Raw genomic sequence first — 22,063 nt, forward strand, 5'->3', positions numbered from 1 at the left:
GTATATGTTCAGTAAGTAAGATTTGTCATTCCTGACAGCCCGTCAAAAGTATTTCGACAGGTAGAAGGCGCCCGAATCCGGGAATACGGTGGCGATGCGCAAGCCCCGCAGCCGCGGCCGCAGGCCGGCGATGCCGGCGGCCACGCAGCCGCTCGATCCACCCGCCAGGATGCCCTCCTCGCTGGCCAGGCGCCGGCACCAGGCCAGCGCGTCCTCGTCCGCCACCTGCACCACGTCGTCGACCACGGCCGGATCGAAGCTGCGCGAAGGCTGGCGCTTGCCGACGCCTTCTATCACCGTCTTGAACTCGCCATGCGGCCGCTCGTCGGTCACCAGCTTGCGGTAGGACGAGTGCAGCGGCTCGACGCCGATCACGCGCACCCGCGCATCGCACTCCTTCAGGTAGCGGCCGATGCCGGAGATGGTGCCGCCCGAGCCGACGCCGCAGACGAAGACGTCGATCTCGCCGGCCAGCTGGCGCCACAGTTCGGGGCCGGTGTCGCGGTAATGCGCTTCGCGGTTGAGCGGCGTGCAGTACTGGTCGAGATAATGGGCTTCGTTGTCGCGGGCCAGGTCTTCGGCACAAGCATGGTAGTCGTCCGGCGCACAAGCGTGGACGGTGGCGCCGTAGGCGGCGATGCGCCTGAGCTTTTCGGTACTGGTGGTGTCCGGCACCGTGACGTCGCAGCGCAGGCCCAGCACGGCGCTGGCCATGGCGAGGGCGGCGCCGGTATTGCCGGACGAGCTCTCGACCACGTGGCGGGTGCCGGCCGGCATATGGCGCAGCATGTAGCGCACCATGCGGTCCTTGATGCTGCCGCCCGGGTTCATGTACTCGAGCTTGGCCACCACGTTCGCCTCCGGAAACACCCGGCCAAGCCTGACGACCGGGGTCTCGCCGATCGCGTCCATCACGGAATTTCTGACCTGGGATTGCACGCCTTCTCCTCCTTATAATTGCTATGGAGCAAGGCTAGCATGAAGAGTTTTTACGTGGCGCAAGATTGCAAACAATCGTGCGCCACGTGTCACAGTCTGGGGATCACAGCCTTCGCGCGGCGACGGCGGCGATCACGGCCTGCTTGAGCTGCAGGTCCGTGAACGGCTTGGTCAGCACGCGCGCCGCCAGGTCGGAGGCGCCCGCCACCAGGCTGCCGTAGCCGGACGCGAACACCAGCGCCACACCCGGATGGTCGGCGACGATCCGGCGCGCCAGGGTCAGGCCGTCCTGGTCGGGCAGGCTGTAGTCGACCACGGCGACGTCGAAGCGCTCGCGCGCCAGGATCGCGATCGCGGCGGCGGCCGTCGGCGCTTCAGCGACGCGGTAGCCGGCAGTGCCCAGGATGTCGCGGTACAGTTCCCTGGCCTGGGCATCGTCTTCGATCAGCAGCACGCGCAGGCCGTCCGGGTGGACGACGCGGCCCGGCTGGGCCGGGGGCTCCGGCGCCGCGGCGGCCTGCTGGCCCTGGCCGCCCAGCATCTGGCGCACCTTGGCGGCCAGCTTCTCGCGGCGATACGGCTTGCTGAGGAGTTCCACACCGGCGTCGAGGCGGCCACCATGGATGATGGCGTTCTGGGTGTAGCCGGAGGTGTACAGCACCTTCAGGTTGGGCAACAGGCTTCTCGCCTGGCGCGCCATCTCGGTGCTCTTGATCTTGCCCGGCATGACGACGTCGGTGAACAGCAGGTCGCAGCGCACGCCGGCGCGCAGCACGGCCAGCGCCATCTCGGCGTTATCGGCGCGCAGCACTTGGTAGCCGAGTTCGGACAGGATGCCGACCACGGTGGCCTGCACGTTCAGGTCGTCCTCGACCACCAGGATGGTCTCCGTGCCGCCGCGCATGTCGCCGCCGCCGACCTGTTCCGGCAGCGTCTGCTCGGCTTCCAGCGAACGCGGGAAATAAGCCTTGATCGTGGTGCCGTGGCCGACTTCACTGTAGATGCGGAAGTGGCCGCCGCTCTGCTTGACGAAGCCGAAGGCCATCGACAGGCCCAGGCCGGTGCCCTGCCCTTCGCCCTTGGTGGTGAAGAAGGGTTCGACGGCGCGCGCCAGCACCTCGGGCGTCATGCCGGTACCCGTGTCGCTGATCGCCAGCAGCACGTACTGCCCCGACGGCACCTCGTGGGCCGCGCTCACATAGGTATCGTCGAGCATGGTGTTGGACAGCTCGATGGTGAGCTTGCCGCCGTTCGGCATCGCATCGCGCGCGTTGATCGCCAGGTTCAGCACCACGTTCTCGAGCTGGTGCGGGTCGACCAGGGTATTCCACAGCGAGGCCGAGACCGCCATCTCCACCTCGACGCTCTCGCCGACGGCGCGCTGCACCAGGTCCTCCATGCCGCGCACCACGCGGCCGGCGTTCAGCACCACCGGCTGCAGCGGCTGGCGCCGCGCGAAGGCCAGCAGCTGGGCCGCCAGCTTGCCGCCGCGGTCCACCGCCGACAAGGCCATGTTCAGGTGGCGCTGCGCGGCCGGGATGCCGGCCACGGTGCCGCTCATCAGCTGCAGGCTGCCGCCGATGACTTGCAGGATGTTGTTGAAGTCGTGGGCCACGCCGCCGGTCAGCTTGCCGACCGCCTCCAGGCGCTGCGAATGCTGCAAGGCCTGGCGCGCATCCTCGAGCTGGGTGCGCTGGGTGATGTCGCGGGTGATCTTGGCAAAGCCGACCAGCTTGCCTTCGGGATCGCGGATGGCGTCGATCACCACGCTGGCGCGGAAGGCGGTGCCGTCCTTGCGCACCCGCAGGCCTTCGGCCTCGAAGCGGCCGTCCGCACGTACCTGGGCCAGCACCTGTTCGGGCTTGCCGTTGCGGCGATCTTCCTCGGTGTAGAAGCGGCTGAAGTGGCTGCCGACGATTTCATCGGCCGCATAGCCCTTGATCTTGCGGGCGCCGGCATTCCAGGTCGTCACCACGCCTTCGGGGCTGAGCATATAGATGGCGTAGTCGACCACGCTCTCGACCAGCAGCTTGAACTGCTCCTCGGTGTGGCGCAGCGCATCGCGGGCCAGCTTCCTGTCGGTGATGTCGCGCGTGATCTTGGCAAAGCCGAACAGTTCGCCGTTGTCGTCGTGGATCGCGTCGATCACGACCGAGGCCCAGAAGCGGCTGCCGTCCTTGCGCACGCGCCAGCCTTCGGCCTCGAAGCGTCCCGACTCCAGCGCGGTCTTCAGGGCCCGCTCGGGCACGCCGGCCGCGCGGTCGGCTTCCGCGTAGAAGCGCGAAAAGTGCTGGCCGAGGATTTCCTGTTCCTCGTAACCCTTGAAGCGGCGGGCACCGGCGTTCCAGCTCGCCACCGTACCGTCCGGATTGAGCATGTAGATCGCGTAGTCCGCCACCCGCTCGATGAGAAGCTGGGCACGGCGCTGGGCATTGAGGTCGCTCGACATGAAATTATGGAAACTTTAAATTCCCGAGTATAACAGTGGGGTGGCCGCCTGCGCGGAATCCTGCGGTCTTATACAATCGATATTGGGCAGCAGCTGTCGAACGCAAGAGGCAGCTGCCGAAACTGAGTCAACAGGAGAACAAGCATGTCGGGTTACAGCATCAATATCGAAGAAAAAACCCTCGCAGGTAACAACTTCCGCGAGGTCCTGTACACGACCCCGCGCAGCCAGCTGGTCATCATGACCCTGCAGGCCGGCGAAGAGATCGGCATGGAACACCACACCGGCCACGACCAGTTCATCCGCGTCGAAGCCGGCACCGGTGTCGCCATCCTCGACGGCGAAGAGCACAAGCTGGAAGACGGCGTGGCCGTGGTGGTGCCGGCCGGTACCGAGCACAACGTGATCAACACCTCGAAGACCGAGCCGATGCGCCTTTACACCCTGTACACGCCGCCGGAGCACCCGGACGGCATCGTGCACGCCACCAAGGCCGAGGCCGACGAGTACGAGAAACACCACCACGAAGATTGATGCCGCCCGCCGCGGCCTCAGGCCTCAGCCCTTGCAGGCGAAGCCGTAGCGGGTCATTTCGCAACCGCGCTGCAGGCACTGGTGTTCGTCATAGCCGTGGGCGCGGCATTGCATCAGCGTTTCCTCGCGGCGCTGGCGGGCCGAGGGTTCGGCGTCGGCGGCCCTGGCGCTGGCCTCGGCCTTGACGCGCTTGCGGACATGGCTGCGCTGGCGCTTGGGCGGCGGCGCCAGGTCGGCGGGCTGGTCTTCGGCCGGCACGGGCTGGCCTGCGCCGGCGTCGGTCTGCGCCGCTGCCGATCCGCCCACCGCGGTGCTTCGCTCCGCGGTCCTTGCCTCCGCACTGACAGGCGCAGCCGGCGCGGGCGCCGGCGTGACGGGCGCCGCCACGCTTGCCGGCAAGGCCCGCGATGCCTGCGCCGCTTCCAGGCCGGGGGCGGCGGATGCGGGGGCGGGATTCGTGTTCGCCACCACCACCAGCGCGTCTTCGACCTGGCTCTGGTCGTACAGATAGAGGCCGCCGCTGGCCAGCAGTGCGAGCAGCACGCCGGCCGCACCCCAGGCGACGAGGCGCCGCCCCCAGAGACGGCTGCGTTCCGTGCGCCGCTGCTCCTCGGCGTCCAGGGCCAGGCGTTCGGCGAGCCAGCCCGGCACCTGCTCCTCCGTGCTGTCGGCCGGTGCCCACGGTTCGGTCGCCTGCGCCGTCGCCCGCATCGGCGGCGGCCTTGGCGCTGGCGTCGGGATGGGCTCGGCGAAGGCCGGGGGCTGCGGCGCAAATCCCGTTGCCGGGACGGTGTCGCCGGGCTCCGCCGCTTGCGGACGCGGCTCGACGGTCGGGCGCGGCCGCGTGACTTGCTCGGCGGCGCCAGGGATTGGCGGCTTGGACTGCGCTGAGCCGCTTTCGTTGAGATCCTGCAGGAGTTGAGGCTTCATGGTGCGGTAGATCGCTTCTGCTTCCCCGCAGTTTAACGAATCGCCGACCACGCCGGAGCGCGCCTGAACACGGGCGCGCCCCCAACTCAAGCGTATGGGGCCCTGCTCAGAGCGCGATCGCCACCGCCATCGGCGCCTGGCGCAGAGCCGGCAGGCTCACTTCCAGCAGGCGCCGGCGGGCGTCCCAGCGGAAGACCTGGGCCTTGCCGTTGACCTGCACGGCACGTGGTTGTCGCCCCACGTTGTGGACCTTCAGCGTGAAGGCATGCGAAGTCGGGGCATAGCTGGCGCCGGTCTCCGGTTGCAGGGCGATCTCGAGCCTGCCGGCATCGAGCCGGCTGCTGAAGCGCACCAGCTCGTACTTGCCGGCCTCGAAGGCGTTCGGGGTCTTGCCGTCGTCGTCGTACAGCTGGCCGGACGAACTCTTCACGCCAGCGTCGTGCCAGTAGTGCAGGTCGAGCGCACGGGTCGAGTAGTCGCGGGTGCTCTGCACCACCTTCGCCAGCGGCACGAAGGCGCCGGCCCGCACATAGGTCGGAATATGGTCGGCGACGGGCTTGACCACTTCGGTGATGCCGCCACGGTGCGGTTCGTCGGTATGGAAATCGAACCACGTAACGCCCTTGTCGGGGAAGTGCACTTCCTTGCGCGTCGCGCCCGGCTCGACCACCGGCGCCACCAGGAAGCTCGGGCCCCACAGATAGGTCGAAGAGATCGCCGCCGCCGCTTCCTCGTCCTGCTCCTCGAACAGCATCGGACGCATCATCGGCATGCCGCTGCGGCTGTTCTCGAAGGCGATCGTGTAGTTATACGGCAGCATCGCGTAACGCAGGCGCACCGCCTCGCGCGCCAGCGCTTTCGTCTTCGGTTCGCGGAACACCGGCTCGGCCGCCACCTCTTCCTGGGCGTGCGGGCGGAACAGCGGCTGGAACACGCCGTACTGCAGCCAGCGCACATAGAGTTCGTCGTCCAGCACCGGACCGGCAAAGCCGCCGAGGTCGGAATGCATCCAGGCCTGGCCCTGCATCCCCATCTGCAGCGAGATCTCCATCTGCGACTGCAGGCCGCCCCAGCCGCGGCTGACGTCGCCGGACCAGGGGATCATGCCGAAGCGCTGCGAGCCCGAATAACCCGAGCGCATCAGGATGAAGGGGCGCTCGTCGGGATAGTCGCGCGCATAGCCGTCGTGGATCAGGCGCGCCCACTCGTGGCCGTAGATATTGTGGACCTGGTCGGCCGTGCCGGCCGCGTGCCGGGCTTCGGCCGGATGCACTTCGGGCTCACCCAGGTCGCCCCACCACCCGGCCACGCCGCCCGACTTCAGGTTCTTGTAGATGTTCCAGAACCAGGTCTGGGCTTCCGGCTTGAAGACGTCGACCAGGCCCGTGTTCCCGAAATAGAAATCGTAGCGCAGGGGCTTGCCGTCGCTGCCGGTGGCGAGCACGCCCTGCTGCGCGGCTTCATTCCAGCGCTTCGAGGTCGTCAGGATGAAGGGCTCGGTGATCAGGACGGTCTTGACGCCCTTCTGCAGGAAGTCCGCCATCATCTTCTCGGGCTGGGGGAAGTTGTCGCGGTCCCAGGCCAGGTTGCCCATGGTGCCCTTGACGGTCTTGCCGAACCAGTAGAGGTCGAGCACGACCGCGTCCAGCGGAATGCCGTCGGCGATGAACTTGTCGACCACGGCGCGGGTTTCAAGCTCGGTGTGATAGCCGAAGCGGCTCGCGAAATTGCCGAAGGCCCAGCGCGGCGGCAGCGGCTGGCGGCCCGTCAGGCGGGTATAGCCGTCCATGATCTGGGCCCAGTCGTCGCCCGCCACCACCTGGTAGGTCTTGGGACCGCCGATGGCTTCGAAGCGCAGGGTGCCGTCCTTGCGGCTGTCGAGATCGAGGTAGCCGGCCTGCGGATTGTCGAAGTGGATCGCATAGCGCTTCGAGGACAGCGCCATCGGAATCCCGTAACCCATCTGCTCGGCGTGGCTGCCGAAGCCGTAGGAGGCCTTGTTATACAGCGGGAAGCGGTAGCCGCGGCGGTTCATGCCGACCGCGCGCGAACCGGCGCCGTACAGGGCTTCGCCGCCGTCGACCGCGAATTCGATCGACTCCAGCTGGTCGCCGCGGCCGTAGCCGCGCTTTTCGGCCACCAGCGGTTTGCCCTTGTAGCTGTAGCCGATGCGGAAGGGCGACTTCTCGACCGTGACCGTGATGCCCTCTGTGGCGAGCACGACGCGCGCCGCGTCTTCCTGCACCCGGACCGGCACCTGGCCCGCCGCCAGCACCACGGCGTGGGAGGCGGCCTGCGGCATGCCCTCTTCCGCGCTGGGCACGAAGCTGGTCTCGACGATGTTGGGCGCGTAGGGCTTGATCAGGTAGCGGCCGTCGCTGGTGGCGATCTCATAGCCCTTGCCGCCGACGCTCTTGAAGCCGAGGAAGTGGCGGTCGGCGTTCTGGGCCTGGGCGAACGGGCTGGCGGTCAAGGCGGCGAACGCGGAGGCGAACGCCACCGCAAAGGTGGTGAATTTCATGGTCTCGTGGTCGTTGTCGTGATCTTGGCGGCCTGGGCGGCCGCAGGCAAGAGCATGCCAGAATTTACATGGTTGAGGTAGTTAATTTACACGCACGGGGCAAACGAGCTGGTATACCTCAGAAATTGCATGCGACAGCCGTACGTAGTTTGACTACGCCGGCTCAGCCCCTAACCGGTGCGGCGGCCCCTCCTCTGCTTGAGGTAACATCCAGGGGCCAGCCAGGAGAGCCATGAGTCCGACTACCCAACCCCAAGTACCGCCGCTTGTTCACACCGTCGTTTTTGATCTCGGCAATGTTCTGATTCGATGGGATCCGCGCATCCTGTACAGGAAGCTGTTTGCCGACGACGAAGCGGCAATGGAGCATTTCCTGTCCGAGGTGTGCAACATGGAATGGAACGAGCAGCAAGACCGGGGCCGTTCATGGAAGGATGGAATCGACATGGCGATTCAAACACACCCTTCCCATGAACGTCATATCAGGGCTTTTCGTGAGCGTTGGGAAGAGATGATACCGGGCGCGATCGAGGAGACCGTAGAGGTCCTCGCGGAACTCCGCGCGCTCGATGTCCGTCTGCTGGCCCTCACCAACTGGTCGGACGAAACCTTCCCCATCGCTCTCAGGCGTTTTCCATTCCTTGCCTGGTTCGAAGGCATCGTGGTGTCCGGCCGCGAACAACTCGTGAAGCCGGATCCGGCGATCTTCAGGCTTCTGATCGATCGCTACAAACTGGTCCCGGAGAACACCGTTTTCATCGATGACAGCATTCGCAATGTCGAGGCCTCCACCAAGGAAGGCCTGCGCGGCATTCATTTTCAAGGCGCCGCCGACTTGCGCTTCAGGCTGAGGGCATTGGGACTTCCCCTGCCTGTGACGGAATAAGAATGGAAAACGAATGGCTGACGTATGCCAAGCGCCTGCAGGCTTCGGCGCTGACCGGCCTGGCATACGCCAAAGGGGAATACGACATCGAACGCTATCGGGAAATCAAGGAGATAGCCGAGGCCATGTTGTCGAAGCTGTTCATGGCACCGACTACGCAGATCGCTGCGCTTGCGCCAGGCTCCAGGACCTATGTGACCCCGATGAACGACGTCCGCGGTGCCGTGATCGAAGATGACCGGATTCTGCTGGTTCGGGAAAGGGTCTCGGGCTTGTGGACTCTGCCAGGCGGATTCGCCGATGTCGGGCTCTCCGCCGCGGAGAATGTCGTCAAGGCGATCGCGGAAGAAGCATGCATCGATGTCGTCGCAAAGCAACTCTACAGCGTCAGGCACAAGGCCAAGGGGCCGTTCAACCCCGATGCCCGCGAGTTCTACAAATTCTATTTCCTTTGCGAGCGTACCGGCGACGCAGTCCCCAGGCCCGGCCCCGAAGTGTCGGACGCCGCATTCTTCCCGCTGGACCGCCTGCCCAGGCTGTGCAAGGATAGAATCGTCGAGGAGGACATCGAGCGGGCATTCGCGCACTATCGTAGCCCTGGCCAAAGCACATTGTTCGATTAAAACAACCATATGGATACGGACCATGAAGCGAAGAATGAGAGTGGCGACCTTCAACGTCAACGGCATCAACAGCCGCCTGCCCGCCCTGCTGCAATGGCTGGAAGAGACCCGGCCTGACGTCGCCTGCCTGCAGGAGCTGAAGGCGCCGCAGGAGAAGTTCCCGGAAATGGAGATCCGTGCCGCCGGCTATCATCCGATCTGGCACGGCCAGAAAAGCTGGAACGGCGTCGCCATCCTCGCGCGCGATACGGAACCGCAGGAAATCGGGCGCGGCCTGCCGGGCGACCCGGAGGACGAGCAGAGCCGCTACATCGAAGCGGCGGTGAACGGCATCCTGATCGGCTGCCTGTATCTCCCGAACGGCAATCCGGCGCCGGGTCCGAAGTTCGACTACAAGCTGCGCTGGTTCGAACGCCTGCATGCGCGCGCCCAGGAATTGATCGACACCGGCGCGCCGGTGATCCTGTGCGGCGACTACAACGTGATGCCGACCGAACTCGATGTCTACAAGCCCGAGCGCTGGCTCGACGACGCCCTGTTCCGCCCCGAGACCCGCGCCGCCTACCGCAAGCTGCTCGACCAGGGCTGGACGGATGCCCTGCGCACCATGCATCCGGACGAAGTGATCTACACCTTCTGGGATTACTTCCGCGATGCCTACGGCCGCAACGCCGGCCTGCGCATCGACCACCTGCTGCTCAGCCCGGCGCTCGCGCCGACGCTGAAAGCGGCCGGCGTCGACCGTGACGTGCGCGGGCGCGAGAAACCGAGCGACCACGCGCCGACCTGGGTGGAACTGGACTGGCCATGAGCGAAGACATGAGCGCAGACCTGAGCGAAGACCAGCAAACGCCGGTGCCGGCCATCTGGCGGCCAACCCTCGCCGCCATTGTCGACGCCTTCCGCGAGGGCGACTTCGAACTGGCGCGCGGCATCCCCGAGGTCAGCCCCCTGTCGCCGGAGGACGCGCAGATCACCGCCGGTAGCATCGAGGATTACGGCGCGACCCTGGTCAGCCTGCCCGACGAAGCCTGGGAGACCTCGGTCTCCCAGTGGATGGACGGCTACTGGCATGTACTGGTCGACCTGTACACCGAGGCCGAAGGCGCCAGCGACCTGGTGCTCGATGTGCGGGTGCGCGAGCATGGCGCAGGCTACCTGTTCGAAGTCCACCTGGTGTACGTGCCGTGAGCGCCGGCCGCTAGGCGTCCAGCAGCGCCGTCCCGTAGGAATTATCGATCGCGCACAGCCAGCGCCCGTCCGCGCCGCGCCTGAACACATAGGTGGCGCGGCGGTTCGCGTGCACCTGCGTCCCGTCCGCGTCCATGTAATCGAGGGTCGATTCCATGATCACCAGCGCGCTGTCGCCGGCCTCCAGCACCTCCATCCTGCCCTGGCCCACGCGCAGGGTATGGCGGACGATTTCCGCGATCTTCACGAAGGCCGCGCGAATGCCGTCCTTGCCGGCCACGTTCAGTCCGGGCTTGACGACCAGGACGGCGTCGTCGGTATAGAAATTCATGAGCGCGTCGAAATCCTCGGCGGTGATGGCGCGGTCGGCGGACTGGATGAGTGCTTGCAGCGGATGCGGTGCCATAGGTGAGTCTCCTTGAAGTGAATGCGCGGAGACAGGCACTGGACAACCCGCCTCCAGGCGGGTTGCGATGATTGACAAGCGCTAACCCACCATCGAGGGAATGGCGGGAATAATGATGGCCAGGGTGGCGGATGCGCTCTTCATGCCTTCAGGCTAACAGCGAATCCAGGGCCGTGCAAGCTCAGGGCGCGGGCCTGGGCCTGGCGTCGACCATCACCAGGCGCATCGCGCTGTCGGTGACGCTGTCGATGTCCGGGCTGTAGTCGTCCTCGATCCAGCGCAGCGCGATGTGGATCACGCCGCCCACCACGCCGGCCTGCAGCAGCGGGTCGGCGCCTTCCGCTTCGGGTCCGGCGATGCGGCCGACTTCCTCGCCGATCGCGCGCAGCGATGCATCGAAGGCCTTGTCGACGGCACGGCTGACGCCACGGATTTCGACCAGGAACACGCGCGCCGAGCGCGGATCCCTTTGCAGGGCCGTGAAGTAGGCGCGCAGCATGGCGCGCGCGCGCCCGGTGCGGACCGGCCCCGCTTCTTCGGCGGCCTTGCGGATCTCGCCGAACACGGAATACGTCACTGCGTTGTACGACGCGATCAGCAGGTCCTCGCTGTTGGCGAAGGATTCGTAGAAGTAGCGTTCCGTCAGGCCTGCCGCTTCGCAGACCGCCTTCACCGTGGCCTGGCGGTAGCCGCGCTCTCCGTACACTTCGATGGCGGCGGCGATCAACTGGCTGCGGCGCTGGGCGCGGCGCTCGTCTTGCGACATGCCGCGGTAGGGACGCGCTGGGAGAGTTTCTCGAGACATCCCTCTATTCTGGCATAGAACATTGCAAAATTGTTGTCAGACATAAACTGACAATGTACAGTGTCAGTACCAAGAACCAGAACAAGAGACACCATGCCCCAAGCTTCCACTGCGGGCGGCGAGATCCTGGACGTGCTGATCGTCGGCGCCGGCCTGTCCGGCATCGGCGCCGCCTGGTACCTGCAGCAGCGCTGCCCGGACAAGCGCTACGCGATCCTCGAGGCGCGCGCTGCCATCGGCGGCACCTGGGACCTGTTCCGCTATCCCGGCGTGCGCTCCGACTCGGACATGTACACCCTCGGTTACGGCTTCCAGCCATGGACCGCGGGCAAGGCGATCGCCGACGGCCCCTCGATCCGCGGCTACATCCGCGACACCGCGCGCGACAACGGCATCGACCGCCACATCCGCTTCCGGCACAAGGTGGTCGCGGCCGCATGGTCGAGCGCGGACGCCTGCTGGACCATCGAAGCCGACCACGACGGCACCCCTGGCACGATCCGCACCCGCTTCCTCTACATGTGCAGCGGCTACTACAGCTACGAGGAAGCCTACCGTCCCCCCTTCGAGGACGAGGACCTCTACCTCGGCCGCATCGTGCATCCGCAGTTCTGGCCGCAGGACCTCGACTACGCCGGCAAGCAGGTCGTGGTGGTCGGCAGCGGCGCCACCGCCGTGACCCTGGTGCCGGCGATGGCCGGCGCGGCGGCCCACGTGACCATGCTGCAGCGTTCCCCGAGCTATGTGGTGACCCGGCCCTCCGAATACGGCTTCGCGCAGCGCTTCCGCAAGTGGATGCCGGAACGGGCCGCCTACTGGGCCACGCGCTGGCGCGTGATTCTTGAATCCATGCTGCTGTACCGCCTGGCGCGCAGCAAGCCGGATCTGGCCAGGCAGAAGATCGTGGCGATGGCGCGCCACCAGCTCGGCAAGGATTTCGACGTCGCCACCCACTTCACGCCCGATTACAAACCCTGGGACCAGCGCGTCTGCGTGGTGCCGGACGGCGACATGTTCAAGGCCATCCGCAAGGGCCAGGCCTCGGTCGTCACGGACCACATCGAGCGCTTCACCGAAACCGGCATCCTGCTGAAGTCCGGCAAGGAGCTGGCGGCCGACGTGGTGGTGCTGGCGACCGGCCTGAAGATCAAGGTGCTGGGCGGCGTCGCCGTCACCGTCGACGGCAAGCCCTTCCACGCCGGCGAATCGATGTCCTACAAGGGCATGATGCTGAGCGAGCTGCCGAACTGCGTGATGACCTTCGGCTATACGAACGCGTCCTGGACCCTGAAGGCCGACCTCACCGCCGCCTATGTGTGCCGGCTGCTGCGCTACATGGACCGCAAGGGCGTTGCCATCGCGGTGCCGCGCCGCGAAGCCGGGGTCGAGCCCGAACCCTTCCTGAACTTCACCTCGGGCTATGTGCAGCGCGCCAAAGGCGAATTGCCGCAGCAGGGCTCGCGCCGCCCCTGGCAGGTCTACCAGAACTACCTGCAGGACATGATCACCATCCGCTACGGCCGCATCGCCGACGGCGTCATGCATTTTGGAGCGAAAGGAGTACTGCCTTGAAGCTGAAAAACCGGGTTGCCCTGATCACGGGCGCGGGCGGCGGCATCGGCCGCGCCACCGCGCTGGCGATGGCCAGGCGCGGCTGCCACCTGGCGCTGGCCGACATCGACCATGAGAGCGTCGCCGAAACTGCGCATCTGGCCCAGGGATTCGGCGTACGCGCCACCGCCCACCGCCTCGACGTCGCCGACCGCGAGGCCGTGCGCGCCTTTCCCGACGAGGTCCGGGCCGCGCACCGCAAGCTCGACATCCTGATGAACAATGCCGGCGTGGCCCTGGGCGGCACCTTCGAGCAGGTCAGCGAGGCCGATTTCGACTGGCTGCTGGAGATTAACTTCCAAGGCGTGGTCAGGATGACGCGCGCCTTCCTGCCGCTGCTGCATGGCTCGGACGATGCCCGCATCGTCAATGTCTCCAGCATCTACGGCATCATCACACCGCCCGGCCAGGCCGCCTACTCGGCCAGCAAGTTCGCGGTGCGCGGCTTCTCCAACGTGCTGCGCCACGAACTCGAAGGCAGCACGGTCGCCGTCTCCGTCGTGCATCCGGGCGGCGTCGCCACCTCGATTGCGAGGAATGCGCGGATCCCTCACGGCGCCCCGCAGGACGAGGTCGAGCGCGGGCGCAAGACCACGGAAAAGCTGCTGCGCATGCCGCCCGAACAGGCCGGCGAGATCATCGTGCGCGGCATCGAGAAGCGCCAGGCCCGCATCCTGGTCGGCAGCGACGCCAAGGCCGCCGCCCTCCTCGAACGCCTGGCTCCGGTCGGCTACTGGAAGCTCCTGAAGAAAGCGATCAAGCGATGACTACCCTCCTGACCGTCGCCGGCTTCCTGCTTGGCGCGCTAGTGGTGCTGGCCGCCATCCTGGTCCTGTTCAGCGCCTGGACGGCGCGCAAGGTGCAGTCCGTGCTGCCGCCCAAGGGACGCTTCGTCGACGTACCCGGCGCACGCCTGCACATCCGTGAATTCGGCGAAGCGCGCGCAGGCGAACCGGCCATCCTGATGATCCACGGCCTGGCCGGGCAGCTCTCGCACTACACCTATGGCGTGGTCGGCCGGTTGGCCGCGCATCACCGCATCGTGGTGGTCGACCGCCCCGGCTCCGGCTATTCGACCCGCGCGCCGGACACCTCCGCCGACCTTTCGGCCCAGGCCGCATCGATGGCGGCCCTGATCCGCACCCTGGGTCCCGGCCAGGCCTTCGTGGTGGGCCACTCGCTGGGCGGCGCGGTCGCGCTGACGCTGGCGCTCGAACATCCGCGGCAGGTGGCGGGACTGGCCCTGCTGGCGCCGCTGACCCATATGCGCGACGACGTGCCGCCGGTGTTCAAGGGCCTGGCGATCGAGTCGCCCTTTGTGCGCAAGCTGGTGGCCTGGACGCTGGCGATTCCGGCCTCCGTCAAGAACAGCGCCGCCACGCTGGAAGCCGTGTTCGGGCCGGAAGCGGTGCCGCGCGATTTCGCGACCAAGGGCGGCGGCCTGCTCTCGCTGCGTCCTTCCGCCTTCCTGTCCGCCTCGGCCGACATGCAGGCCCTGCCGGCGCACCTGCCGCTGGTACAGGCGCGTTACGAGGAATTGCGGCTGCCCGTACACGTCCTGTACGGGAAGGACGACCGCATCCTCGACTGGAAGGCGAACGGTCAGGCGCTGGTGGACAAGGTGCCGGGTGCGAAGCTGGAGCTGGTCGAGGGCGGCCATATGCTGCCGGTGACGCAGGCGGCCCTGAGTGCGCGCTTCATCGAAGAAGCGCTCAGCGCTGCCGGCGCCGGAGTACAATAATCGGATGACCACGATCCGCCCAGCCCTCGCCGCCGACGCCCAGCTCGTCGCTCCCCTGTTCGATGCCTACCGCCAGTTCTACGGCAAGCCGGCCGAGCCCGACGTCGCCCTGCGCTTCGTGTCCGAGCGCCTGGCGAACGCGGACTCGGCGATTTTCCTGGCGCTCGGCGACGATGGCGAGCCGCTCGGCTTCACCCAGCTCTACCCGTCCTTCTCCTCGGTGTCCGCGGGCCGCATCTATATCCTGAACGACCTGTTCGTGGCGCCGCAAGGCCGCGGCAACGGCATCGGCCGCGCCCTGCTCGACGCCGCAGCCGCCTTCGGCCGCGAACAGGGCGCCCTGCGCCTGGCGCTGTCGACCGCGCGCACCAATACCACCGCCCAGGGCTTGTACGAGTCGCAGGGCTGGGTACGCGACGAATCTTTCTACGAGTACTCGCTCAAGCTGTAACAGCCACGTTGGTCAGCACTGCCGCCAGCGCCATCAGGTCGTAGGGCTTGCGCAGCACCACCGCATCCGGCCAGTTGCTGACCTCGCCCTTGCCGGTCGCGAACACGATCCGGATCCCCGGCGCCAGCACGCGCGCCTCGGCCGCCAGCATGTCGCCGGACATGCCCGGCAGCTGGACGTCGGTGATCAGCACGCCGGATTCGTTCGAGATCAGCGCCAGCGCATCCTCCGCGGTAGCGGCCGAGCGCACCTCGTGGCCGAGGTGGATCAGCAGGGCTTCGGTACTGTCGCGGATTTCCTCTTCGTCCTCCACCAGCACGATGCGCAGCGCCGGGCCCACCGTACTCTCGTCGGCACGCGGGCGCAGCGGCGCCGGTCCGCCCAGCGCGCGGCTGCGCTGGTTGGCCAGCACCTGGCGGATCCGGCGGGCCAGGCTTTCGCGGGTGTAGGGCTTGCCGAGCAGCTCGACCCCGGGATCGAGGCGCCCGCCGTGGACGATCGCGCTTTCCGTATAGCCCGACGTGAACAGCACCGCCAGGTTGGGCAGGCGCTCGCGCGCCATGCGCGCCAGTTCCGGACTGCGCAGGGTGCCGGGCATGACCACGTCGGTGAACAGCACGTCGATCGGCACCCCGGATTCCACCACCGCCAGCGCGCTGGCGGCATCGGCCGCCTTCAGTACGCGATATCCGAGGTCGGTCAGCATCTCGACCACCGTGGTGCGCACGGCTTCGTCGTCTTCCGCCACCAGGATGGTCTCGGTGCCGCCGACGGGCGGCGAGGGCTCGACCGGCGGCGCCATCGCGTCCTCGGCGGCCAGGGTGCGCGGCAGGTAGATCTTGACCGTGGTGCCCTGCCCCGGCTCGCTGTAGATCTTCACGTGGCCGCCGGACTGCTTGACGAAGCCGTACACCATCGACAGGCCGAGGCCGGTGCCCTTGCCCTCTTCCTTGGTCGAGAAGAAAGGCTCGAAGGCCTGGCGCAGCACCTCCGGCGTCATGCCGGCGCCGGTGTCGGTCACGCCGATCATCACGTACTGGCCGGGCGCGACGTCGGCATGGTTGCGGCAGTACAGGTCGTCGAGCACCGCATTGTTCGCCTCGATGGTGAGCCGGCCGGCCCCGTTCATCGCATCGCGCGCATTGATGGCCAGGTTCAGCACCGCATTTTCCACCTGGGCGACGTCGACCGCGGTATTCCACAGGCCGCCCGAGATCACCAGCTCGACCTCGATTTCCTCGCCCAGCGACCGGCGCAGCATGTCTTCCATGCTCATCACGACGCGGCTGATCTTGACCACGCGCGGCTCCAGCGGCTGGCGGCGGCCGAAGGCGAGCAGATAGCTGGCCAACTTGGCGCCCTTCTCGACCGCCGAGCGGGCATTGCCGATCCAGCGCAGGGCTTCGCCGCCCTCGCACTGCACCTCGAGCAGCTGCAGGTTGCCGGAAATGATCTGCAGCAGATTGTTGAAGTCGTGGGCCACGCCGCCGGTGAGCTTGCCGATGGTCTCCATCTTCTGCGACTGCTGCAAGGCCAGCTCGGTGCGGCGGATCTGCTCGGCCTGTTCGCGGTCGGCCGTGATGTCGCGTCCGATCGCGTGGATGTAGACGGTGTCCGGCGCGGCCGACCACGACAGCAGGCACCAGCTGCCGTCCTTGCGGCGCAAGCGGTTCTCGAACTTGTACACGTGATGGCCTTTGCCCAGCGAATCCATCTGCGTCGTCGTGGCGGCCTGGTCTTCCGGGTGCACCAGATCGAGGAAGTTGCGGCCGACGACGTCGGCATCGCTCCAGCCCAGCAGCGAGCCGAAAGCCGGGCTGACCGCTTCGACCCGTCCGTCGAAACCGGCCACCAGCATGATGTCCTTCGACAGCCGCCACATGCGGTCGCGCTCGGCGGTGCGCAGGGACACCGTCTGCTCCAGGCTGGCGTTCAGGTGTTCGAGGCGCTGCTCGCCCCGCTTGCGGTCCTCGATGTCGGTATTGGTGCCGACCCAGCCGCTGACTTCGCCGTCCGCACCGCGCTGGGCGACCGCGCGCGACAGGTGCCAGCGGTAGCTGCCGTCCTGCGCGCGCAGGCGCATCTCGGCCTCGTAGGTCGAGCCGGAAGCGACCGCGATCGCCCAACGCGTGGTCACCTGGGCCAGGTCGTCCGGATCCACGATGGCGGTCCAGCCTATGCCGCCGAGTTCGTCCAGCCCCAGGCCGCTGTAGGCATAGGCGTGCTGGTTGAACCAGTCGTTCTTGCCGTCCGCGGTCGCGCTCCAGACCTGGTGCGGGATCGCCTGCGCAAAACTGTGGAACTTCGCCTCGCTTTCCCTCAGCGCCTGTTCGGCCAGCACCCGCTCGGTGACGTCGTGGCCCTGCACGAACACGCCGGTGACGTTGCCGCCTTCGTCGCGCATCGGCTGGTAGACGAAGTCGAGGTAGTACAGGCAGCGCTGGTGGCCGTCCTCGGCCAGCCATATCGGCGCGGCATGGGCCGTGTGCGGCTCGCCGCTGTGGTAGACCCGGTCGAGCACCCCCACCAGGCCCTGCGGCACCGTCTCCGGCAGCGCCAGGCGCAGCGGACGGCCGAGCACCGGGCGTCCGCCAATCAGCGCGCTGTAGGAGGCGTTGACGAGGGCGAAGACGTGGTCGGGTCCGGTCAACTGGGCGACGAAGCCGGGCGCCTGCTGGAAGATCGCGCGCAGGCGGCTGTGTTCCGCGCTCAGGCCGGCCTCGGCCATGACCTTGGCGGTGGTTTCGGTCACCACCGCCAGCACGCCGATCGCCTCGCCATCCTCGCCGGTGACCGGCGAATAGTCGAGGTCGAACCAGCATTCCGGCGGCTTGCCCTTACGCTCCAGACTCAATGGATGGTCGCGGTAGGACAGCGTGCCGCCCGCCAGCACCACCTCGAGCACATTGGCATTGAAGGCCGCGGCTTCCGGCCAGGCCTCGGCCACCCTGGCGCCGAAGATGGCCGGATGGCGCGCGGCGGACAACCCCGCATAGCCCTCGTTGTAGATCAGGACGCCCTCGCGTCCCCACAGGGTGGCGATCGGCACCGGCGAGCGCAGCACCAGTTCGAGCGTGGTGCGCATCGCAGCCGGCCAGCGGTCGACCGGCCCGAGGCTGGTCGCGCTCCAGTCGGCATCGTCGATCAGCTGTCCGAGGAGTCCACCGTTGCTGCCGAAGGTCCTGGCCGGGGCCGCGTCGCGCATCGCCATGTTGTCAATAAGTCCAGGAAATTGTGAAGTCAGCGATTGTAAGGGGTTTCACCTTTCTATGGAACACAGTTCACCTGAAGTAATATCAGGAGCGATACCAAATTTATAACGATGACACGATGGAGGCCGTATGCGACGCCGTCTTGCCGGTGCTGCCGCGCTGTTGCTGATTGCCCTGGGCGGCTGTCTGAGCCGCAAGCCGCTGGCGGTCGATCCGGTGGCCTGGGAAGCGCCGCCGAACCCCGGCTACACCGGTGTGTACGCAGCCAACCGCCGGCTCACCGGCCTCCGGACCATCGGCCTCGATGGCGCCATCGGTCCCGAACACATCGCTCTCGGGCCCGAGGGCCTCCTGTATACGGGGGTCGAGGGCGGCAGCGTGCTGCGCATGCGGCCGGACGGCGGCGGCCTCGAAGTGTGGGCCCAGACCGGCGGCCGGGTGCTGGGTTTCGATTTCGATGCCGATGGGCGGATGATCGCCGCCGACGCGTATCGCGGCCTGGTGGCGATCGCCGCGGCGCCGCCCCATCACGTGACGGTGCTCGCCGACCGCTTGCCGGATGGCGATCCGATCCGCTTTCCGGACGCGGTGACGCTGGCGCGTGACGGCAGGGTCTACTTCACCGACGCCAGCCGGCGCTTCTCGCCGGCCGAGAATGGCGGCCCCTTCGAGGCCAGCGTCCTCGATTACCTCGAACACCGGCCGACCGGCCGCGTGCTGGTCTATCAGCCAGGCGGCAAGGTCGAAGTGGTGGCCGACGGCCTGTCCTTCGCCAACGGCATCGTCCTGTCGCGCAACGAGCGCTCCCTGTTCGTGGCCGAGAGCGGCGCCTACCGGGTCTGGCGCATCGATGCGGATGCCCGCGGCCTCGACCTCACCCGCGCTCCCGGCGCCCAGGCCCGTGTCATCCTCGCCGATCTGCCGGGCTTCCCGGACAACCTGATGCGCGGCATGGACGGCCGCATCTGGCTGGGCCTGGCGAAGCCGCGCACCGCCTCCGGCGACGTGGCGGCCGCCCATCCCTTCATGCGCAAGCTGGCCTTGCGCCTGCCGCGCTCCTTGTGGCCGGTGCCGCCCGCCTACGGCCATGTACTTGCCTTTACCGAGGATGGCCGGGTGGTCGCCGACCTGCAGGACCCGACCGGTGCCTATCCGGACACGACCGGCGTGCTGGAAACCGCGGACCGCCTGTACATCCAGAGCGTGCACGCGGGCGGCATCGGCTGGCTACCGAAATCCCGCGCCGGCCTCGCCGAACGGTCCAATCAGCGCTGAGCAGTGCCGCGCACGCTTGCCGCAATCGGCATGGCTTCGCTGCGCCGCGTGCTAGTGTCTTGACCTGATCCCGCGGGCAGCCGCGATCTTTCCAGGCGCTATCCGTGCTGCAAAGCAGCAGAAAAATATTCTCGCAAAACATGCGTGCGCGGTCTTGCCGCAATTAATATGTTTTCTGCTGCACACACCTTTACCGAGGGGAAAGCGAACTATGAGCCAGAGTCAACCTCTGTCGCTGCACGTCCCGGAGCCTACCGGCCGCCCGGGTTGCAAGACTGATTTTTCGTATCTTGGAATTAATCCCGCGGGCATCGTCCCGCGTCCGCCCGTCGACGTGCGCTACCAGGACACCGCGGAGATCGCCTCCAGCCTGATCCGCGTGCTGGACGACAACGACGACGCCGTCGGCCCCTGGGTCCCGGCGCTGGACCAGGAGACCCTCCTGTCCGGCTTGCGCACCATGATGAAGACCCGTATCTTCGACGCCCGCATGGTCATCGGCCAGCGCCAGAAGAAGATGTCCTTCTACATGACCTCGCTCGGCGAGGAGGCCATCGGCACCGCCCACGCGCTGGCCCTGAAGGATGGCGACATGTGTTTCCCGACCTATCGCCAGCAAAGCCTGCTGATGGCGCGCAAGTACCCGATGGTCGACATGATCTGCCAGCTGCTGTCGAACGAGCGCGACCCGCTGAAGGGCCGCCAGCTGCCGGTGATGTACTCGTCCAGGAAAGATGGCTTCTTCACGATTTCCGGCAACCTCGCCACCCAGATTCCGCAGGCGGTCGGCTGGGCCATGGCCTCCGCCATCAAGGGCGACACGAAAATCGCCTCCGGCTGGATCGGCGACGGCGCCACCGCCGAAAGCGACTTCCACACCGGCCTCACCTTTGCCCACGTCTACCGCGCCCCGGTGATCCTGAACGTGGTCAATAACCAGTGGGCCATCTCGACTTTCCAGGCCATCGCCGGCGGCGAGAGCGTCACCTTCGCTTCCCGCGGCGTCGGCGCCGGCATCGCCTCGCTGCGCGTCGACGGCAACGACTTCCTGGCCGTGTACGCGGCCTCCTGCTGGGCCGCCGAACGCGCCAGGAGCAACCTGGGGCCGACCCTGATCGAATGGGTCACCTACCGCGCCGGCCCGCACTCGACCTCCGACGACCCCTCGCGCTACCGTCCGGCCGACGAATGGACCTATTTCCCGCTGGGCGACCCGATCGGCCGCCTGCGGCGCCACCTGGTCAAGAAGGGCTGGTGGTCGGACGCCCAGCACGAGGCCTTGCAGGCCGAGCTGGAAGCCGAAGTCCTGGCCGCGCAGAAGGAAGCCGAGCAATCCGGCACGCTGATCGATGGCCGCGTGCCGAGCGCCGCATCGATGTTCGAGGACGTCTACAAGGACATGCCCGAACACCTGCGCCGCCAACGCCAACAACTGGGGGTGTGAAGTGATGCGAGATATCGAGAAGGATGTAGTAGTAACCCCGATGACGATGATCCAGGCCCTGCGTTCGGCCATGGACGTGATGATGGAACGCGACGAGAACGTGGTCGTCTACGGCCAGGACGTCGGCTATTTCGGCGGCGTGTTCCGCGTCACCGACGGCCTGCAGGCCAAGTACGGCAAGCACCGCGCCTTCGACGCCCCGATCTCCGAAGGCGGCATCGTCGGCACCGCGGTCGGCATGGCCGCCTACGGCCTGCGTCCGGTGGTCGAGATCCAGTTCGCCGACTACTTCTATCCGGCGACCGACCAGATCGTCTCGGAAGCGGCGCGCCTGCGCTACCGCTCGGCCGGCGACTTCACCTCGCCGCTGACCATCCGCATGCCCTGCGGCGGCGGCATCTATGGCGGCCAGACCCACAGCCAGAGCCCGGAAGCCTTCTTCACCCACGTCTGCGGCCTGCGCACCGTGATGCCGTCCAACCCCTACGATGCGAAAGGCCTTCTGATCGCCTCGATCGAGAACGACGACCCGGTGATCTTCCTGGAACCCAAGCGCCTGTACAACGGCCCCTTCGACGGCCACCACGACCGTCCGGTCACTTCCTGGGCAAAACACCCGCTGGGCAAGGTCCCCGAAGGCTACTACAAGGTCCCGCTGGACAAGGCGGCGATCTTCCGTCCCGGCGCCGACCTCACCGTGCTGACCTACGGCACCATGGTCTGGGTCTCGGAGGCCGCCGCCAACGAGACCGGCATCGATGCCGAGATCATCGACCTGCGCACCCTGTGGCCGCTCGACCTCGACACCATCGTCGAATCGGTCAGGAAGACCGGCCGCTGCGTCGTGGTCCACGAGGCCACCAGGACCAGCGGCTTCGGCGCCGAACTCGCCGCCCTGGTGCAGGAGCACTGCTTCTACCACCTGGAAGCGCCGATCGAGCGCGTGACCGGCTGGGATACCCCTTATCCGCATGCGCAGGAGTGGGCGTACTTCCCCGGACCGGACCGCGTCGGCGCGGCATTCAAACGAGCGATGGAGGCATAA

The 22,063-nt window shown here is 67.0% G+C and carries 19 protein-coding genes; 12 read left to right on the forward strand and 7 right to left on the reverse strand.

Going from position 1 to position 22,063, the window contains the following annotated elements:
- Nucleotides 1-42: 42 nt before the first annotated feature.
- Nucleotides 43-939 (reverse strand): PLP-dependent cysteine synthase family protein, encoded by an 897-nt coding sequence (locus tag AB4Z32_RS08850; RefSeq protein WP_442121474.1) that lies wholly within the window; start codon nucleotides 937-939, stop codon nucleotides 43-45.
- Between the two features lie 103 nt (nucleotides 940-1,042).
- The gene (locus tag AB4Z32_RS08855) at nucleotides 1,043-3,388 is read right to left on the reverse strand and encodes a PAS domain S-box protein (RefSeq protein ID WP_442121475.1); all 2,346 of its coding nucleotides are present in this window, start codon (nucleotides 3,386-3,388) and stop codon (nucleotides 1,043-1,045) included.
- Nucleotides 3,389-3,532: 144 nt separating this feature from the next.
- Here AB4Z32_RS08855 and AB4Z32_RS08860 point away from each other — a divergent pair, with 144 nt between their 5' ends.
- A complete protein-coding gene (locus AB4Z32_RS08860) occupies nucleotides 3,533-3,922 on the forward strand; it encodes a cupin domain-containing protein (RefSeq protein WP_442121476.1) in 390 nt (129 codons plus the stop codon).
- Between the two features lie 24 nt (nucleotides 3,923-3,946).
- Here the strand turns inward: AB4Z32_RS08860 and AB4Z32_RS08865 are convergent, their stop codons facing one another.
- Together AB4Z32_RS08865 and AB4Z32_RS08870 are read right to left on the reverse strand one after the other, a co-directional pair.
- Nucleotides 3,947-4,852, reverse strand: a complete 906-nt coding sequence (locus AB4Z32_RS08865) for a hypothetical protein (protein ID WP_442121477.1) — start codon at nucleotides 4,850-4,852, stop codon at nucleotides 3,947-3,949.
- A 106-nt stretch (nucleotides 4,853-4,958) separates the two neighbouring features.
- On the reverse strand, nucleotides 4,959-7,373 hold the full coding sequence (locus AB4Z32_RS08870; RefSeq protein ID WP_442121478.1) for a TIM-barrel domain-containing protein: 2,415 nt from the start codon (nucleotides 7,371-7,373) through the stop codon (nucleotides 4,959-4,961).
- Between the two features lie 232 nt (nucleotides 7,374-7,605).
- On the opposite strand from AB4Z32_RS08870, the gene AB4Z32_RS08875 reads away from it, so the two are divergent.
- From AB4Z32_RS08875 to AB4Z32_RS08890, 4 genes are read left to right on the forward strand one after another with little or no spacing between them, the layout of a single operon-like run.
- Nucleotides 7,606-8,259, forward strand: a complete 654-nt coding sequence (locus tag AB4Z32_RS08875) for an HAD family hydrolase (protein WP_442121479.1) — start codon at nucleotides 7,606-7,608, stop codon at nucleotides 8,257-8,259.
- 2 nt (nucleotides 8,260-8,261) lie between these two features.
- Nucleotides 8,262-8,882: an NUDIX hydrolase gene (locus AB4Z32_RS08880; RefSeq protein WP_442121480.1), complete on the forward strand. Its 621-nt coding sequence runs from the start codon at nucleotides 8,262-8,264 to the stop codon at nucleotides 8,880-8,882.
- Nucleotides 8,883-8,916: 34 nt separating this feature from the next.
- Nucleotides 8,917-9,693, forward strand: a complete 777-nt coding sequence (xth, locus tag AB4Z32_RS08885) for an exodeoxyribonuclease III (protein WP_442121538.1) — start codon at nucleotides 8,917-8,919, stop codon at nucleotides 9,691-9,693.
- A complete protein-coding gene (locus AB4Z32_RS08890; RefSeq protein WP_442121481.1) occupies nucleotides 9,690-10,073 on the forward strand; it encodes a DUF7668 domain-containing protein in 384 nt (127 codons plus the stop codon). Before xth ends, AB4Z32_RS08890 begins: the two co-directional genes overlap by 4 nt.
- A 10-nt stretch (nucleotides 10,074-10,083) precedes the next feature.
- Here the strand turns inward: AB4Z32_RS08890 and AB4Z32_RS08895 are convergent, their stop codons facing one another.
- Together AB4Z32_RS08895 and AB4Z32_RS08900 are read right to left on the reverse strand one after the other, a co-directional pair.
- The gene (locus AB4Z32_RS08895; protein ID WP_442121482.1) at nucleotides 10,084-10,479 is read right to left on the reverse strand and encodes a YybH family protein; all 396 of its coding nucleotides are present in this window, start codon (nucleotides 10,477-10,479) and stop codon (nucleotides 10,084-10,086) included.
- A 181-nt stretch (nucleotides 10,480-10,660) separates the two neighbouring features.
- The gene (locus AB4Z32_RS08900) at nucleotides 10,661-11,284 is read right to left on the reverse strand and encodes a TetR/AcrR family transcriptional regulator (RefSeq protein WP_442121483.1); all 624 of its coding nucleotides are present in this window, start codon (nucleotides 11,282-11,284) and stop codon (nucleotides 10,661-10,663) included.
- Between the two features lie 93 nt (nucleotides 11,285-11,377).
- Between AB4Z32_RS08900 and AB4Z32_RS08905 the strand changes: the two genes are divergently transcribed.
- Genes AB4Z32_RS08905 through AB4Z32_RS08920 form a run of 4 tightly spaced genes read left to right on the forward strand, consistent with a single transcriptional unit; the run spans nucleotide 11,378 to nucleotide 15,087 of the window.
- Complete coding sequence (locus AB4Z32_RS08905) at nucleotides 11,378-12,856, forward strand: flavin-containing monooxygenase (protein WP_442121484.1); 1,479 nt, start codon at nucleotides 11,378-11,380, stop codon at nucleotides 12,854-12,856.
- Complete coding sequence (locus tag AB4Z32_RS08910; protein ID WP_442121485.1) at nucleotides 12,853-13,662, forward strand: SDR family NAD(P)-dependent oxidoreductase; 810 nt, start codon at nucleotides 12,853-12,855, stop codon at nucleotides 13,660-13,662. The genes AB4Z32_RS08905 and AB4Z32_RS08910 overlap by 4 nt, the downstream gene beginning before the upstream one ends.
- Nucleotides 13,659-14,636, forward strand: a complete 978-nt coding sequence (locus tag AB4Z32_RS08915; RefSeq protein ID WP_442121486.1) for an alpha/beta fold hydrolase — start codon at nucleotides 13,659-13,661, stop codon at nucleotides 14,634-14,636. The genes AB4Z32_RS08910 and AB4Z32_RS08915 overlap by 4 nt, the downstream gene beginning before the upstream one ends.
- Nucleotides 14,637-14,640: 4 nt before the next feature.
- Nucleotides 14,641-15,087: a GNAT family N-acetyltransferase gene (locus AB4Z32_RS08920; protein WP_442121487.1), complete on the forward strand. Its 447-nt coding sequence runs from the start codon at nucleotides 14,641-14,643 to the stop codon at nucleotides 15,085-15,087.
- Here the strand turns inward: AB4Z32_RS08920 and AB4Z32_RS08925 are convergent.
- Nucleotides 15,077-18,298 (reverse strand): PAS domain S-box protein, encoded by a 3,222-nt coding sequence (locus AB4Z32_RS08925; RefSeq protein ID WP_442121488.1) that lies wholly within the window; start codon nucleotides 18,296-18,298, stop codon nucleotides 15,077-15,079. The genes AB4Z32_RS08920 and AB4Z32_RS08925 overlap by 11 nt on opposite strands.
- 130 nt (nucleotides 18,299-18,428) lie before the next feature.
- On the opposite strand from AB4Z32_RS08925, the gene AB4Z32_RS08930 reads away from it, so the two are divergent.
- The 3 genes from AB4Z32_RS08930 to AB4Z32_RS08940 all read left to right on the forward strand — a co-directional run bounded on the left by AB4Z32_RS08930 (nucleotide 18,429) and on the right by AB4Z32_RS08940 (nucleotide 22,063).
- Nucleotides 18,429-19,574: an SMP-30/gluconolactonase/LRE family protein gene (locus tag AB4Z32_RS08930; protein ID WP_442121489.1), complete on the forward strand. Its 1,146-nt coding sequence runs from the start codon at nucleotides 18,429-18,431 to the stop codon at nucleotides 19,572-19,574.
- A gap of 211 nt (nucleotides 19,575-19,785) precedes the next feature.
- Complete coding sequence (locus tag AB4Z32_RS08935) at nucleotides 19,786-21,018, forward strand: 3-methyl-2-oxobutanoate dehydrogenase (2-methylpropanoyl-transferring) subunit alpha (protein WP_442121490.1); 1,233 nt, start codon at nucleotides 19,786-19,788, stop codon at nucleotides 21,016-21,018.
- Nucleotides 21,019-21,058: 40 nt separating this feature from the next.
- Entirely contained in the window at nucleotides 21,059-22,063 is a 1,005-nt protein-coding gene (locus AB4Z32_RS08940; RefSeq protein WP_442121491.1) for an alpha-ketoacid dehydrogenase subunit beta, read from the forward strand.

This window comes from Massilia sp. 2TAF26 (assembly GCF_052115005.1).
Lineage (GTDB): Bacteria > Pseudomonadota > Gammaproteobacteria > Burkholderiales > Burkholderiaceae_D > Telluria.

Bases quoted from the DNA above. Each gene is read 5' to 3' on its own strand.
- AB4Z32_RS08865 (WP_442121477.1), bottom strand. From the start codon at position 4,852: ATGAAGCCTCAACTCCTGCAGGATCTCAACGAAAGCGGCTCAGCGCAG.
- AB4Z32_RS08915 (WP_442121486.1), top strand. From the start codon at position 13,659: ATGACTACCCTCCTGACCGTCGCCGGCTTCCTGCTTGGCGCGCTAGTG.
- AB4Z32_RS08875 (WP_442121479.1), top strand. From the start codon at position 7,606: ATGAGTCCGACTACCCAACCCCAAGTACCGCCGCTTGTTCACACCGTC.
- AB4Z32_RS08940 (WP_442121491.1), top strand. From the start codon at position 21,059: ATGACGATGATCCAGGCCCTGCGTTCGGCCATGGACGTGATGATGGAA.
- AB4Z32_RS08870 (WP_442121478.1), bottom strand. From the start codon at position 7,373: ATGAAATTCACCACCTTTGCGGTGGCGTTCGCCTCCGCGTTCGCCGCC.
- AB4Z32_RS08930 (WP_442121489.1), top strand. From the start codon at position 18,429: ATGCGACGCCGTCTTGCCGGTGCTGCCGCGCTGTTGCTGATTGCCCTG.
- AB4Z32_RS08925 (WP_442121488.1), bottom strand. From the start codon at position 18,298: ATGGCGATGCGCGACGCGGCCCCGGCCAGGACCTTCGGCAGCAACGGT.
- xth (WP_442121538.1), top strand. From the start codon at position 8,917: ATGAGAGTGGCGACCTTCAACGTCAACGGCATCAACAGCCGCCTGCCC.
- AB4Z32_RS08935 (WP_442121490.1), top strand. From the start codon at position 19,786: ATGAGCCAGAGTCAACCTCTGTCGCTGCACGTCCCGGAGCCTACCGGC.
- AB4Z32_RS08855 (WP_442121475.1), bottom strand. From the start codon at position 3,388: ATGTCGAGCGACCTCAATGCCCAGCGCCGTGCCCAGCTTCTCATCGAG.
- AB4Z32_RS08905 (WP_442121484.1), top strand. From the start codon at position 11,378: ATGCCCCAAGCTTCCACTGCGGGCGGCGAGATCCTGGACGTGCTGATC.
- AB4Z32_RS08900 (WP_442121483.1), bottom strand. From the start codon at position 11,284: ATGTCTCGAGAAACTCTCCCAGCGCGTCCCTACCGCGGCATGTCGCAA.
- AB4Z32_RS08880 (WP_442121480.1), top strand. From the start codon at position 8,262: ATGGAAAACGAATGGCTGACGTATGCCAAGCGCCTGCAGGCTTCGGCG.
- AB4Z32_RS08895 (WP_442121482.1), bottom strand. From the start codon at position 10,479: ATGGCACCGCATCCGCTGCAAGCACTCATCCAGTCCGCCGACCGCGCC.
- AB4Z32_RS08890 (WP_442121481.1), top strand. From the start codon at position 9,690: ATGAGCGAAGACATGAGCGCAGACCTGAGCGAAGACCAGCAAACGCCG.
- AB4Z32_RS08860 (WP_442121476.1), top strand. From the start codon at position 3,533: ATGTCGGGTTACAGCATCAATATCGAAGAAAAAACCCTCGCAGGTAAC.
- AB4Z32_RS08920 (WP_442121487.1), top strand. From the start codon at position 14,641: ATGACCACGATCCGCCCAGCCCTCGCCGCCGACGCCCAGCTCGTCGCT.